Below are 14,051 nucleotides of genomic sequence, written 5' to 3' on the forward strand. Positions count from 1 at the left end.
GCGTACGTTGTCCAGCGTCGCCCCGGTCGCGGCCGCCAGTTCCCGGGCCACCGGCGCGGGCAACGGGACGCCGGTGGCCGGCGCCGACAGCGAGACCGTCGCCGAGGCGTACCGGCCGAGCAGGACACGCAGGTCCAGGGTTCCTGCCCCGGAGGGGTCCGCGCCGTCGGGGGGCGGCGCCCCGGCGATCAGTGCGCGCAGCGCGGCCTCCTGTTCCCCCGCCAGCCGGGCCAGTTCGCCGGCCTCCCCGTCCAGGTGGGCGCCGCGCCGCTGGACCAGCGCGAGCACCTGGAGCACCGAGTCGTGGATGTCCCGGGCCAGCCGTTCCCGCTCCCGGGTCGCCGCTTCCAGCTCCACCGCTCGGTGCAGCCGCTGCTCGGCGGTCACCGCCAGCCGGGCGACGTGGCCGACCACCACCCCGGCCAGCAGCAGCAGGATCGCCCCGTTGACGGTGGACTGGCCGATCCGCTCCCGGGTCGCCAGATCGGTCACGCCGACGGCCAGCGCCGCCACCGTGCCCCGTCGCCGGCCGCCGGAGACCGCCCAGGCGAGCACCGGCCCGGCCAGCCAGACCACCGCGAGGCTGGGCGCGCCGGCGGCGAGCGCCGCCCGGCCGACCGCCCAGGGGCTGACCAGCAGCACCCCGAGCACGACGGCGAGGTCGGCGACCAGTAGCGGCCAGCCCCGCCGGGCGGGGCGGGCGTAGCCGAGGGCGGTGGTCACCGTCCAGCCGAACATCGCCAGCAGGACCAGCCCGGCGACCAGCGGGTGGGCGTACCCGCTGGCGTCGCGAACGACGAGCAGACCGACGTACGCCAGGGCGGCGAACCGGAACACCGCGACGGCCCGCCAGAGCGGGACCTCGAATCCACCGGACGCCGACGGCACGCCGACACCATGCCACACCCCGCCCGGCCCCGAAACGTTCGGCGGGTCTGGCCCGAGCATGCTCGTCCGTCGTGCCCGGGACGACGCGCCGCCGCCCGCCGCCAGGGACAGCAGACGATCCCGAACCAGCCCAGCGATCGACAGACAAGGCGCATAAGCCCCAGCGCGCCCCGCCCGGGCGGTCGGGACGAACGCGGACCGACCGACACGGCGTACGGTTGTGCCCATCGACACCACCCTCCTGATCGCCGAGGCCTTCGACCAGGCCCAGGTGACCGAGCTCCGACACTCGGTCACCTCCTGCGCGCACGCCGCCGGGCTGCGTGGACAGCGGCTCGACGACTTCGTGCTGGCGATCAACGAACTGCTCACCAACGCGGTGCGGCACGGCGGCGGGCGGGGCTGGCTGCGGCTGTGGCGCCAGCCGGGGCGGCTGATCTGCGAGGTCGCCGACCACGGGCGGGGAATCAGCCCCCGGCGGCTCGACGACCGCAGCCGACCCGCACCCGACACCGCGGGCGGCTGGGGCCTCTGGCTGGCCCGAGAGCTGAGCGACGCCATGGACGTCGAAACCGGCCCGGGCGGCACCACGGTCCGGATCAGCACGGCCCTCGGCGTGCGCGAGCGCGCCCCGGACTGACGACCACCGGCGGGCCGGACGCCGCGTCGGGGCCGCAGCCGGCACGCCCCGGGCGAGCAGGGCGCGGGCCGGGGCCGGGCGCTCAGCCGAACAGGGCGGAGACCGACTCGCCGTTGTGGATCCGGCGCATGGCCTCGGCCAGCGCCGGAGCGACCGAGAGCACCTGAAGCTTCGGCACCCGCTTGCTCTCCGGGATCGGTACCGTGTTGGTGCAGACGATCTCCAGCACCCCGTCCTGCCCGCTGAGCCGCTCCAGCGCGCCGCCGGAGAACAGCCCATGGGTGCAGGCCAGCCGGATCGAGCGGACCTTCAGCTCGCGCAGGTGGGTCATCAGCTCGATCACCGTGCTGCCCTTGGCGATCTCGTCGTCGAGGACGATCACGTCCCGGTCGGCCACCTCGCCGATCACCGTGCTGATCGTGACCCGGTCGTCGCTGAACCGCTGCTTCGCGCCGGCCGCAACCGGGGTGCCGAGCATCCGGGCGAAGGCGGCGGCCTCCTTGGCGTTGCCGAGGTCGGGTGAGACCACCACGGTGTCGCGGAGGTCGTACCGGCTGAAGTGGCCCGCCAGCTCGCGCAGCGCGTGCAGGTGGTCCACCGGGACGCTGAAGAAGCCGTGCACCTGCGGCGAGTGCAGGGTCATCGCCAGCACCCGGTCCGCGCCGGCCGAGGTCAGCAGGTCCGCGACCAGCCGGCCACCGATCGAGATGCGCGGCGCGTCCTTCTTGTCCGAGCGGGCGTACGCGTAGTGCGGCAGCACCACGGTGATCCGGGCCGCCGAGGCGCCCCGGGCCGCGTCGATCATGAGCAGCAGCTCGACCAGGTTCTCCTGCACGGGCGGCACCAGCGGCTGGATCAGGAAGACGTCGCGTTCCCGGCAGTTCGCCTGCAACTGCACCTCCAGGCAGTCGTTGGCGAACCGGGACACCCGGGTGGGGTGCAGCAGCACCCCGAGGTGGGCGCAGATCTCGGCGGCGAGGTCGGGATGGGCGGTTCCACTGAAGACTGCGATGTCGCGCACGTTGACCGATCGTACGGCCGTCGGTGGCGACGGACCGGCGTCGGGCCAGGTACGGTGCTGCCGTGACCGGAGAGTACGTCGCAGCCATCGACCAGGGCACCACCTCCTCCCGGTGCCTCGTTTTCGACCGGGCCGGGGAGATCGTCTCCGTGGCCCAACGCGAGCATCGGCAGATCTTCCCCCGGCCGGGCTGGGTCGAGCACGACGCCGAGGAGATCTGGGACAACGTCCAGCTCGTCGTCCGCGAGGCGCTGGCGAAGGCCGGCATCGGCCCGGCGGGGCTGGCGGCCGTCGGCATCACCAACCAGCGGGAGACCACCGTCGTCTGGGACCGGGCCACCGGCCGGCCGGTCGCGAACGCCCTCGTCTGGCAGGACACCCGCACCGGGCCACAGCTACGCGCGCTCGCCGAGGCGTACGGCGAGCAGCGGCTGTCCGAGCGCACCGGGCTGAGGCTGGCCACCTACTTCGCCGGCCCGAAGCTGCGTTGGCTACTGGACCACACCGACGGGCTGCGCGAGCGGGCCGAGCGGGGCGAGGTGCTGTTCGGCACCATGGACAGCTGGTTGATCTGGAAGCTGACCGGCCGGCACGTCACCGACGTGACGAACGCGAGCCGCACGATGCTGATGGGCCTGGACACCCTCGACTGGGACCCGGAGCTGCTCGACGCGCTCGGCGTACCGGCCGCGATGCTCCCCGAGATCCGCAGCTCGGCCGAGGTCTACGGCACCGCCGAGGGGTTGCTCCCCGGGGTGCCGGTGGCCAGCGCCCTCGGCGACCAGCAGGCCGCCCTGTTCGGGCAGTCCTGCTTCCAGCCGGGCGAGGCGAAATGCACGTACGGCACCGGCAGCTTCCTGCTGCTCAACACGGGCGCGAGCCCGGTCATCTCGTCGCACGGGCTGCTGACCACCGTCGCGTACCGGATCGAGGGGCAGCCCGCCGTGTACGCCCTGGAGGGCGCGATCGCGGTCACCGGCTCGCTGGTGCAGTGGCTGCGGGACAACCTCGGCCTGATCTCCAGCGCCGCCGAGGTGGAGGAGCTGGCCCGCACGGTCGACGACAACGGCGGCTGCTACGTGGTGCCGGCGTTCTCCGGGCTGTTCGCCCCGCACTGGCGCAGCGACGCGCGCGGGGTGATCACCGGGCTCACCGGCTACATCACGAAGGGGCACCTGGCCCGGGCGGCGCTGGAGGCGTCCGCCTGGCAGACCCGCGAGGTGGTCGACGCAATGAACGCCGACTCCGACGTGGCGCTGCGCCGGCTGCGGGTGGACGGCGGGATGACCGCCAACGGCCTGCTGATGCAGTTCCTCGCCGACGTGCTGGACGTGCCGGTGGTCCGCTCCCGGATCACGGAGACGACCTGCCTCGGCGCGGCGTACGCGGCGGGCCTCGCCGTGGGCTTCTGGCCGGATCTGGCCACCCTGCGTGGCCAGTGGCGCTCCGACGCGCAGTGGACCGCCACGATGGGCCCGGACGAGCGGGAGCGCGGGCTGCGCCAGTGGCGCAAGGCCGTGCAGCGCACCCTCGACTGGGTCGACTGATCCGCCTGCGGCGTCAGGGGCCGGTCAGGACCAGGTGAGGCCGGTGAGCTTCTCGTAGACCTCGACGTAGCGGGCCCGGGTCGCCTCGATCACCTCGGCGGGCACCTCGGGGGCCGGGGGCAGCTTGTCCCAGCCGCCGCCGGTCGCCCAGTCCCGGACGTACTGCTTGTCGTAGGAGAACTGCGGCCGGCCCGGCTGGTACGACTCGGCCGGCCAGAACCGCGACGAGTCGGAGGTGAGCACCTCGTCGCCGAGGACGAGGGTGCCGTCCGCCGCCCAGCCCAGCTCGATCTTGGTGTCGGCGACCAGGATGCCCCGGTCGGCGGCCAGCTCGGCACCCCGGCAGTAGACGGCGATGGTGATCTGCCGCAGCCGCTCGGCGGTCTCCGCGCCGACCTTGTCCACCACCTGCTGGTAGGTGATCGGCTCGTCGTGCTCGCCCTTGGGGGCCTTCGTCGACGGGGTGAAGATCGGCTCGGGCAGGATCGACGCCTCGACCAGGCCCCGGGGCAGCTCGACCCCGGAGACCGCGCCGGTGCGCTCGTACTCGACGAGACCGCCGCCGGTCAGGTAACCCCGCGCGACGCACTCGATTGGGACCATCTCCAACCGCTGGCAGCGGATCGCCCGGCCGGCGAACTCCGCCGGGACGTCCGTGGCGGAGACGACGTGGTTCGGCACCAGGTCGGCGAGCTGCTCGAACCACCACAGGGACAGCGCGGTGAGCAGGCGGCCCTTGTCCGGGACCGGAGTCGGCAGCACCACGTCGTAGATGGAGATCCGGTCCGAGGCGACCAGAATCAGATCGTCGCCGTCGGCGTAGACGTCCCTGACCTTGCCCGAGTGCAAAAGTTCCACGCGCCCTAGTACACCATGGGCCGGTGGAACGCCCGGGACGGCCACCCGGGGCGTCCCACCGGTCACGCTGCGGTCAGATCCCGGACGCCGACGTCGGCGGGAAACGGCGGCCTCGGGCCGGGCGGCCGTTGACACCCGCCCGCGCCGGCTGTGTAAATGGTCCGACCGGGCCGGCGTCCGCGCGGCCACCACCCGGTTCGTCGCCCAGGCCGAGGCTGCCCTGGCCGCGTGACCCACCTGACCGGTGCTCCACCCCGGCCGGACCCGTTTCCGCTGTCCGACTGTCAGCTGCCAAGATCGTGCTGGACCGCGGATCGGGTGGCCGCGAAGCGGTCCCGAGGCCACCCTTCCCCGGTTCGAGCATGATGTTTGGTACGCCCATGGACCGACGAAGCCCGAGCGGGACCGACACGCCGGGACGAGGCCGGCGCGGGTGGGGCGGAGTCAGCGCGGCGGACGGTTGCGCCGGTTGCGCATGAGCAGCACCACCAGCAGGACGATCCCGCCGACGACGGCCAGGCAGCACAGCAGGCCGAGGACGCCGACGCCGCCGCCCCGCGACCGCCGCCTGGCGGCCTCCACCACGAGTTCCCCCGTGCCGGTGGACGCCCAGGCCGCGACCGGGACGAAGACCGACAGCACGACCGCACCGAGGACCGCGCCGAGCCGGCCCCACCACTTGTTCCACGAAGACATGCCCCCATCCTCGCCGAAGGGCGCAAGCGGGGCACGCAGGACGGCCAGGATTCCCGGACGGCACTCGCTTACACGGCCGGAAGCCCCCGCCGGGGCCGGAAAGGGCAGGAGGCGGGGCGGGGCGAAAAATGGGGCAGGATGGGGAACAGCGAAGGGCCCCGGAGCGAACTCCGGGGCCCTTGCGAACGAGTAGCGGGGACAGGATTTGAACCTGCGACCTCTGGGTTATGAGCCCAGCGAGCTACCGAGCTGCTCCACCCCGCGTCGGCTTCTACAGCCTATCGCATCCCGGCGACGGAGATCAGCGGCCCCCCGAAAGCCCCCCGGGACGGCAGCCGCGCCGCCACCCAGAAGGTCATGCGAGAGGCCCATGGAGACCCCACGCGAAAGGCCCCGGAGCGAACTCCGGGGCCTTTCCGAACGAGTAGCGGGGACAGGATTTGAACCTGCGACCTCTGGGTTATGAGCCCAGCGAGCTACCGAGCTGCTCCACCCCGCGTCGACTCGTTAACCGTAGCGCACCACCCCGGCCGGTCGCAAAACGGCCCACGCCTCCGGGCGTAACCGCTGGTCAGCCCCCCGCCGACGGCGACGGCGACGGCGGGGCCGAGCCGCCGCTCGGCGAGGCCGACGGCGACGGCGAGGCCGGGGCGGCGGCCTGCTGAACCCGCTGGAACGCAGTCATCGCCTCGTCCAGGGCCTTGAGCGCCTGGCCGTACCGCTCGAAGTTGCCGGACGCCTGCGCGGCCCTGACCTCGGTGATGGCCGCCTGCACCTTTGCCGCCGCCTCGGCCAGCGCGCCGGTCATCGGCGGGGCACCGGTCCCGTCGCCCGACGGCGGGGTGCCGCCGGTCGTGGGCGGGGTCCCGCCCTCGGCGGCCTGCTTGCCCTGGTCGACGAGCTGCTTGATGCCGTCGGTCAGGTTGTTGGCCAGCACCACGTACGACCCGCCGTCGCCGTAGGACAGCAGCACCTTCTGCAGCAGCGGGTACGCATCCTGCTGGTTGCTCTTGACGTACACCGGCTCGACGTACAGCATTCCGTCGCCGAACGGCAGCGACAGCAGGTTGCCGTACTGCACCTGGGCCTGGTTGGAGGAGAGCAGGTTCAGCTGCTGCCGGATGTTGGCGTTGTTGGTCATCTGCTGGTGCACCTGCACCGGCCCGGAGATCCGGGTCTGGTCCGGCAACTCCAGCACCTCCAGCTGCGGCTTGCCGTCCACATACGAGCCGGAGATCAACGCGGCGAGGTTCTGCCGGCCGTTCGGGGTGACCGCGGAGGTGAGCTGGAAGCGCGGCGCGGTCTGCCCCGGGAACTGCGTCCACATGTAGTACGGCGGCTGCTTCTGCCCGCCGTCCGGGTTGTCCGGCACGTTCGGCACCTGCCAGAAGTCCTGGGCCGAGTAGAAGTCGCCCGGGTCGGTGACATGGAACTTGGTCAGCAGGTTGCGCTGCACCTTGAACAGGTCGGCCGGGTACCGGAAGTGCTCTCGCAACTCGGCCGGGATCTTGTCGTTCGGCAGCACCAGGTCCCCGCCGAACGCCTTGTTCCACGCCTTGAGCACCGGGTCGGTCTGGTCGAACTCGTACAGCCGGACCGTGCCGTCGTACGCGTCGACCGTGGCCTTGACCGAGTTGCGGATGTAGTTGACGTTCTCCCGGGCGAGCTGGAAGGTGCCCCGGCCGGTCAGCTCGTCGGTGGTCTCCGCCTGGAGGTTGACCCGCTCCGCGTACGGGTAGGTCGCGGCCGTGGTGTAGCCGTCGACGATCCACTGCACCCGGCCGCCGACCACCGCCGGGTACGGGTCGCCGTCGAGGGTGAGGAACGGCGCGACCTTCTCCACCCGGTCCCGGGGGTTGCGCACGTACAGCAGCTTCGAGTTCTCGTTGACCGCCTCGGAGAGCAGGAAGTTCGACTCCTGCTCCTTGATGGCGTAGAGCAGCCGGCGGGTGAACGAGCCGATCTCGACGCCGCCCTCGCCGGTGTAGGTGTAGTACTGCTCGCCACCGGTCTGGGTCGGCCGGTCGAACTCGGCGTTGCGCTCCGGGTTCGCCTGGCCGACGATCGCGTAGTCCTCGGGCTCCATCCGCTCGCCGTAGTAGATGCGCGGCTGGGTGGCCGGGATCTGCTCGATCTGCGCGGAGCACGCCTCCTGGCTCTTCTCGCCGAGGAAGCCGGAGACGAAGTACGGCTGGCCGCCGCAGACCACCTGGTTGGCCGGCGCGGCCACCAGCCCGTAGCCGTGGGTGTAGACGGTGTGCCGGTTGATCCAGGTGTTCTGCTGGTCGGTCAGCTCGCCGTAGTTGACCTCCCGGACCCCGACCACGTAGTCGGAGGTCTTGCCAGCCACCGCGTACCGGTCGATGTCCAGCTTCGGCCCGAAGTCGTAGAAGCCCCGGACCTGCTGGAGCTGGGTGTACGTCTCGGAGACGAGCTGCGGGTCGAGCAGCCGGACGTTCGGCACCACGGAGGCGTCGGTGCCCAGGCTCGCCGGCGGCACCAGGTTGCTCGCCGCGTACGGCTGGGTCTTCGTGTCGGCCAGCCCGAACGCCGCGCGGGTGGCGTTGATGCTCCGCTCGATGTACGGGGCTTCCTTGTCCTTGGCGCTCGGCTTGACCTCGAAGGTCTGCACGGCCCACGGGTAGATGCCGCCGATGGCGACGGCGGAGACGCCGAGCAGCGCCAGCGAGATGCCCGGCCACACCAGGTTCCGCATCACCGCGTTGGAGAAAACGATGATCGCGATGGCGACCACGACCGAGATGTACGCGAGGATCTCCTTGGCCGGCAGCAGCGCGTTGATGTCGGCGTACCCGGCGCCGTAGAGCTTCGCGCCCTCGTTGTACTCCAGCAGCATGGTGCGCCGGTCCAGCACGTACGCGACCGCCTTCAGCAGGACGAAGACCGCGACGAGCGTGCTCAGGTGGGCCCGCGCGGCGTTGGTCATCCGATCCCCGACACCCTGTAGCCGCACGCCGCCGAAAATGTAGTGCACGGCCAGCGCGCCGAGCAGGGCGAGCACCACCGCCGTGAAGCCGATGCCCAGCAGGTAGCGCCAGAACGGCAACTGGAAGACGTAGAAGCCGACGTCGACGCCAAACTCCGGGTCCTTGACGCCGAATTCGCCGCCGTTGCGGAACAGCAGCCACTGGCTCCACCGGCTCTGCGCGGACAGCCCGGCGAAGAGGCCGACCACCAGGGCGACCAGGCTGATCCACAGGCCGAGCCGGGGGCCGAGCACCATCCGGTACCGCTCCAGGGTGGCCTGCTCCAGCGAGTGGGGCCGCAGCTTCGGGCGCAGCCGGTGCGCCAGCCACAGGTTGCCGCCGACGATCAGCGCCATCGCGAGGCCGATCACGAGGAAGAGCAGCAGCCGGGTGGCGAGCATGCCGGAGAAGACCTGTGTGTACCGCACCTCGTCGAACCAGAGCCAGTCCGTCCACGCCTGCACCCCCCAACCGAGGAGAGTGAAGAGAAGGAACACCCCGACCAGGACACCGATGGTGACGCGTCCGCGCCGGCTCATCCTCGGCAGGGGGCTGCTACGCATGACCACTGTTGGCTCCGCACGCTCGATGTGATCGGCTCCGACCAGGCACCCAGAGTACGGGGTGTTCCTGAAAGCGTCGGCCCAAGGTCACGCGGGCTGGCGCGTCGACCCAAGGTCACGCGAGCTGGCGCGGGGGTCAGCAGCGGGTCGGCTGCCCCCCGGCGCGGAGGGTCTCCAGGGCGGTGAGCGCCTCGTCCAGCGACCCCACCTTGAGCAACGGCAGGTCAGGCTGCGGGTTGCGGACCGCCTCCGCGCAGTTCGCCTCGGGCACCAGGAACACCTTGGCCCCGGAGTCCTTCGCGCCGACCAGCTTCTGGGCGATCCCGCCGATCGGACCGACCCGACCCTCGTCGTTGATGGTGCCGGTGCCCGCGATGACCATCCCGCCGGTGAGGTCGGCCGGCTCCAGCTTGTCCACGATCCCCAGTGCGAACATCAGCCCGGCGCTCGGCCCGCCGATGTCGCCCAGGTCGATGGAGAGGGTGAACGGGTGCGGCTGCTGCTGGTCGATCTCGACCCCGATCCGCGGCCGGCCGTCGGACTCCCGACTGGTGATCCGGGCCGTGGCCGCGGCGCCGGCCCGGATGTAGCCGACGGTCAGGCCGGTGCCGGCCGGCTTGGCGCGGATCAGCTCGGTGAGCCGGCCGGCGCTGGTCACCGGCTTGCCGTCGACCGAGGTGACGATGTCGCCGGCGGCAAGCACCCCGTCCGACGGGCCACCCGCCGTGACGGTCTTGACCAGCACCTGGACGGGGAACCCCAGCTCCCGCAGCGCGGCCGTCTCGGCGCTGGTCTGGGAGTTGCGGAAGTCCTCCTCGTTGCGCTGCTCGACCTCCTGCTGGCTCTCCCCCGGCGGGTAGACCAGCTCGCGCGGCACCACCGCCTCGTCGGCGGAGAACCAGCCGGCCAGCGCGGAACGCAGCCGCACCGTGGGCTGCACCCCGACCGTGGTCAGCCGTAGCTGGCCGGCGGAGGTGGACGTCGCCCGCCCGGTCACCTGGATGACCTCCTTGCCGTCCACGGTGCCGAGCGTGTTGACCGTCGGACCGGGGCCGAGCACCACGTACGGGATCGGCGCGTTGAGCACGCCGAAGCTGAGCAGGGCGGTCAGCAGGGCACCCACGAGGACGGTCACGCCGCGACGTCTCATGACGGTGAGCGTACCGAGCCCCCGGGTGGGTACCTCGACGGTGACAGGGACTTCGCCCTCAGCGCAACGCCAGCGGCGGCGACCTGGACCGCAGCCCGCGTACCGTAGACGTCGTGCCTGATATTCCGTTCGGTTTCGCGCTCCCGGGTGGGCAACCACCAGACCCCAACGATCCCGCGGCGATGCAGCAGTTCATGTCGCAGTTGCAGCACCTGCTCTCGGCGCAGGGCGGCGGACCGGTCAACTGGGACCTGGCCCGACAGGTGGCCGCCAGCCAGCTCGCCGCCACCGGAGACCCGGCGGCCTCGCCCTACGAGCGCCACTCGGTCGAGGAGGCGCTGCGCCTGGCCGACCTCTGGCTGGAGCCGGCTACCGCCTGGCCGACTGGCATCCGCACCTCGGTGGCCTGGAACCGGAACGAGTGGATCTACAAGACCCTCGACGTCTGGCGCAAGCTCTGCGACCCGGTGGCCAGCCGGATGGTCGGGGCGATGAGCGACCTCGTGCCGCCGGAGGCCCGCGCCCAGCTCGGCCCGATGCAGTCGATGGTGGCGACGCTGGGCGGCGCGCTCTTCGGCGGGCAGCTCGGTCAGGCCCTCGGCTCGCTCGCCGCGGAGGTGCTCTCCGCCGGTGACATCGGGCTGCCGCTCGGCCCGGCCGGCACGGCCGCGCTGATCCCGGCCAACATCCGGGCGTACGGACAGGGCCTGGAGCTGCCCGAGGACGAAGTCCGGCTGTACGTGGCCCTGCGCGAGGCGGCGCACCAGCGGCTCTTCGAGCACGTGCCGTGGCTGCGCGGGCACGTGCTCAGCGCCGTCGAGACGTACGCCTCGGGTATCCGGGTCAACCGGGAGGCGATCGAGGAGGCGATGGGCCGGGTCGACCCGACCGACCCGGAGTCGATGCAGGCGATCGCCCTGGAGGGCATCTTCACCCCGGAGGACACCCCCGCGCAGAAGGCGTCGCTGGCCCGGCTGGAGACCGCGCTCGCCCTGGTGGAGGGCTGGGTCTGCCATGTGGTGGACGACGCCGCCGGGGAGCGTCTGCCCAATGTGGTACGCCTCGGCGAGGCGTTCCGCCGCCGGCGGGCGGCCGGCGGGCCGGCCGAGCAGACGTTCGCCGCGCTGGTCGGGCTAGAGCTGCGACCGCGCCGGCTGCGCGAGGCGGCGGCCCTGTGGGCGGCGCTGACCGAGCACCGGGGGAACGCCGGCCGGGACGCCGTCTGGGGCCACCCGGACCTGCTGCCCTCGGACGACGACTTCACCGACCCGGTGGCGTTCGCCACGACGCGGCTCGACCTCGACGACGAGCTGGCCAACTTCGACTTCACCGCCCCGGGCGGCCCGCAGGAGCAGGCACCCGGCTCTCCCCGCCCGCGCCCGGAGGACGACGCCGAGGAGTCCTGACCGCCCCACCCTTGCCCGGCCCCTCGCCCGCCTTCGCCGCTGATCAGGAGGTACGCGTCGGAGACGGCGCTGCTGCTGACACGGATCTCTTGATCACGAAGGTGGTCGGGTGGGGGGTCAGCGGTGGCCGGAGAGGAGGGCGCGGGTGGTTTCCCAGCCCTCGACGGCGGGGTCGAGGGCGGCCAGGTCGGCCGGGCCGCGCAGCCGCCGCCAGGCGGCGGTGACGGCCACGTCCCCGGGTCGGGGGGCGGCCCGGCGCACCTCGGCCGCGTGCGTGGCGTCCAAATCGACCTCCGGGAGCCACTCCGGCACCGGCAACCGGGACGCGACGCCGAGCAGGCCGGGGCCGGCGTCCTCGACCGGGGCGAGGGCCACCGGCCGGGTGGTCAGCGGGCGGAGCAGCTTGCCGATGGTCAGGCCGGGCAGGTCCGGGGCGTCGGCGGCGACGACGGCCCCCTGATCGTACCCGGTCAACGCGCCGAGGACGGCAGTGCCGGTGGCGGCGGGCACCTCGTACACGGCCATGCCGGGCCAGACGACGGACTCGGCAAGGGCGCGGTCCGCCGGGACGGCCGCGATCGCGGTCTCGACCTCCTGGAGGGTGGCGAGCAGGTCCACCACGTCCTCGGCGAGCGCAGCCCGCCAGGCCGCCGGGTCGATCCCCGGGGGCGTCCATGCCACCGGGCCGAGCAACGCCACCACCACACGTCGAGCCACGCCCCGACCCTAGACGAGGCCGATGTCGGGGGTCGATGCCTGGGCATGCAGGTCGGCATGGGAGAGCGGCGGGGCGAGCGCCGGGAGGACCCGGACGACCCGCAGGCGCCATGTCGCCGGCATGGCGGGATCCAGCGGGCGGGTTGGCGCGATGTCGCCGACATGGAGTTGATCACGCGGCCGGGGCGAGGCCAGACGGGGCCGGGCGGCGCGAGACGAGCGCGGCGCGAGACGAGCGCGGCGCGGTCAGTCGCCCAAGGGGGTGCCGGAGGCCGCGGCGACGCCCTCCAGGTACCCGCGGGCGCGTTCGGCCTTCGGGTAGCGCCCGACCAGCGCCCAGAACCGGGCGTTGTGGCTGGGCACGATGAGGTGGGCCAACTCGTGCAGCAGCACGTAGTCGATCACCCAGTCGGGCATGTCCTGGATGCGGTGCGAGATGCGGATGGTGCGGTCGGCCGGGGTGCAGGAGCCCCACCGGCCGTTCTGGTTGGTCACCCAGCGGACGCTCACCGGGACCGCCTGGTCGCCGTATTCGGCGAGGTAGAGGCCGCGCAGCCGGGTGGCGCGACCGAACAGCTCGTCGTCGGAGCGGACCAGCCGCCCCTCGCGGGCCTCCAACCGGGCCAGCATCCGGTCGACCCACTCGGTCTCCTCGGCCCGGGAGAACTGGTCGGGAATCAACACCACGACCCGCTCGCCGTCGCGGTAGGCGGACACCGTGCGTCGCCGGCGCTGGCTGCGCCGTACCTCGACTACCGGCTTCCGCGCCCCTGCCATCAGCGGACCGCGCAGCCTCGGATTGCTGTCACGAAGGAAAGCTAATGGGTACTGGCCAGGGGTCCGCAAGAGTCAACACCACGACACGCGCCCGGAAAGTCACGGTTGATGACCGGGAGTCCCGAAAAAAATCCTTGCGGACTGTCACGAAAGGGCTCCGTCACGGCTCGTGGTGGCCGTGACGGGGGGGCGCGACTCCCTCCCACCGTATGTGATCACGCCCCCGGCCGCCCGCCGGGGGCACCTCCCGGGCGATCTGAGTGGGTTCACCCGGCGTGTCCCCGCGAAACTGACTTATCCGACCTAACTCGGCATGCACACTCTCGACGTCGACTTGCTCACAGTGTCGAAGCACAGCTGACATGGAACCACCCAGACCTGGGTAGGGTCCGCGGACCAGCGGTCACGAGGGTGACCGCGGAAAAAGTCCCAGCGCCGGCGCCCTACGCGGCCCGCCGCCGGGCAACCCGCCGGGACCGGATTGACCGGCGGACGAGACGAGGAGGGCACCGTGGCCGACCAGGCCCAGACTTACAACGGTTACTGCGTCAAGTGCAAGGAGAAGCGGGACTTCGAGGGGCACATCGAAGTTTCGAAGACCGGGATGAACATGGCCAAGGGCAAGTGTCCGGTGTGCGGCACAACAGTGAACCGCATCCTGGGCAAGGCAAAGGTCTGACCCGCACGGGTCCAGTACCGGGGGAGGGCGGCCACTGGTCGCCCTCCCCTCTCGCCTTTGCCGGGCAGTCGCTACCCAGGGGCCCGACGATGTCGGGTGACCGACACGACTATCGGCCGGCT

11 protein-coding genes, 2 tRNA genes and 1 pseudogene are annotated in these 14,051 nt (G+C 72.2%); 4 read left to right on the forward strand and 10 right to left on the reverse strand.

All coding sequences use genetic code 11. The features are described from left to right. Positions 1–15 precede the first annotated feature (15 nt). Positions 16–1,116: pseudogene (locus tag MCAG_RS09860) on the reverse strand (DUF5931 domain-containing protein); the annotation flags it as partial. Here MCAG_RS09860 and MCAG_RS09865 point away from each other — a divergent pair. Next, the gene (locus tag MCAG_RS09865) at positions 1,109–1,528 is read left to right on the forward strand and encodes an ATP-binding protein (protein WP_007072820.1); all 420 of its coding nucleotides are present in this window, start codon (positions 1,109–1,111) and stop codon (positions 1,526–1,528) included. The pseudogene MCAG_RS09860 and the gene MCAG_RS09865 overlap by 8 nt on opposite strands. 82 nt (positions 1,529–1,610) lie before the next feature. On the opposite strand, the gene MCAG_RS09870 is transcribed toward MCAG_RS09865, so the two are convergent. After that, complete coding sequence (locus tag MCAG_RS09870; protein WP_007072821.1) at positions 1,611–2,549, reverse strand: ribose-phosphate pyrophosphokinase; 939 nt, start codon at positions 2,547–2,549, stop codon at positions 1,611–1,613. Positions 2,550–2,611: 62 nt separating this feature from the next. On the opposite strand from MCAG_RS09870, the gene glpK reads away from it, so the two are divergent. Beyond that, positions 2,612–4,096 carry a glycerol kinase GlpK gene (glpK, locus tag MCAG_RS09875; RefSeq protein ID WP_036373006.1) on the forward strand — a complete coding sequence of 495 codons (1,485 nt, stop codon included), beginning with the start codon at positions 2,612–2,614 and terminating at the stop codon, positions 4,094–4,096. A gap of 24 nt (positions 4,097–4,120) precedes the next feature. On the opposite strand, the gene MCAG_RS09880 is transcribed toward glpK, so the two are convergent. The 6 genes from MCAG_RS09880 to MCAG_RS09905 form a co-directional block, all read right to left on the reverse strand. Then, positions 4,121–4,954 (reverse strand): phosphoribosylaminoimidazolesuccinocarboxamide synthase, encoded by an 834-nt coding sequence (locus tag MCAG_RS09880; RefSeq protein WP_007072823.1) that lies wholly within the window; start codon positions 4,952–4,954, stop codon positions 4,121–4,123. Positions 4,955–5,398: 444 nt separating this feature from the next. Next, positions 5,399–5,650 carry a hypothetical protein gene (locus tag MCAG_RS09885; RefSeq protein WP_036373008.1) on the reverse strand — a complete coding sequence of 84 codons (252 nt, stop codon included), beginning with the start codon at positions 5,648–5,650 and terminating at the stop codon, positions 5,399–5,401. Positions 5,651–5,840: 190 nt separating this feature from the next. Next, a tRNA-Met gene (locus MCAG_RS09890) sits at positions 5,841–5,914 on the reverse strand. 161 nt (positions 5,915–6,075) lie between these two features. Beyond that, a tRNA-Met gene (locus MCAG_RS09895) sits at positions 6,076–6,149 on the reverse strand. Positions 6,150–6,221: 72 nt separating this feature from the next. Beyond that, positions 6,222–9,200, reverse strand: coding sequence for a UPF0182 family protein (locus MCAG_RS09900; RefSeq protein WP_198141533.1), 2,979 nt, complete (start codon positions 9,198–9,200; stop codon positions 6,222–6,224). A 136-nt stretch (positions 9,201–9,336) separates the two neighbouring features. Further along, on the reverse strand, positions 9,337–10,350 hold the full coding sequence (locus MCAG_RS09905) for a PDZ domain-containing protein (protein ID WP_198141534.1): 1,014 nt from the start codon (positions 10,348–10,350) through the stop codon (positions 9,337–9,339). A gap of 182 nt (positions 10,351–10,532) precedes the next feature. Between MCAG_RS09905 and MCAG_RS09910 the strand changes: the two genes are divergently transcribed. Beyond that, on the forward strand, positions 10,533–11,756 hold the full coding sequence (locus MCAG_RS09910) for a zinc-dependent metalloprotease (RefSeq protein WP_050777923.1): 1,224 nt from the start codon (positions 10,533–10,535) through the stop codon (positions 11,754–11,756). 117 nt (positions 11,757–11,873) lie between these two features. Here MCAG_RS09910 and MCAG_RS09915 read toward each other — a convergent pair whose 3' ends face one another. Beyond that, positions 11,874–12,473, reverse strand: a complete 600-nt coding sequence (locus MCAG_RS09915; RefSeq protein ID WP_007072827.1) for a hypothetical protein — start codon at positions 12,471–12,473, stop codon at positions 11,874–11,876. A 246-nt stretch (positions 12,474–12,719) separates the two neighbouring features. Beyond that, positions 12,720–13,250, reverse strand: coding sequence for a M48 family metallopeptidase (locus MCAG_RS09920; RefSeq protein ID WP_007072828.1), 531 nt, complete (start codon positions 13,248–13,250; stop codon positions 12,720–12,722). Between the two features lie 511 nt (positions 13,251–13,761). On the opposite strand from MCAG_RS09920, the gene MCAG_RS33575 reads away from it, so the two are divergent. Beyond that, the gene (locus MCAG_RS33575) at positions 13,762–13,929 is read left to right on the forward strand and encodes a DUF5679 domain-containing protein (protein WP_007072829.1); all 168 of its coding nucleotides are present in this window, start codon (positions 13,762–13,764) and stop codon (positions 13,927–13,929) included. Positions 13,930–14,051 lie beyond the last annotated feature (122 nt).

This window comes from Micromonospora sp. ATCC 39149 (genome assembly GCF_000158815.1).
Classification (GTDB): domain Bacteria; phylum Actinomycetota; class Actinomycetes; order Mycobacteriales; family Micromonosporaceae; genus Micromonospora.

Coding starts and splice junctions, on each gene's coding strand:
- MCAG_RS09885 (WP_036373008.1), bottom strand. CDS start 5,650: ATGTCTTCGTGGAACAAGTGGTGGGGCCGGCTCGGCGCGGTCCTCGGT.
- MCAG_RS09900 (WP_198141533.1), bottom strand. CDS start 9,200: ATGCGTAGCAGCCCCCTGCCGAGGATGAGCCGGCGCGGACGCGTCACC.
- MCAG_RS09905 (WP_198141534.1), bottom strand. CDS start 10,350: ATGAGACGTCGCGGCGTGACCGTCCTCGTGGGTGCCCTGCTGACCGCC.
- MCAG_RS09910 (WP_050777923.1), top strand. CDS start 10,533: ATGCAGCAGTTCATGTCGCAGTTGCAGCACCTGCTCTCGGCGCAGGGC.
- MCAG_RS09920 (WP_007072828.1), bottom strand. CDS start 13,250: ATGGCAGGGGCGCGGAAGCCGGTAGTCGAGGTACGGCGCAGCCAGCGC.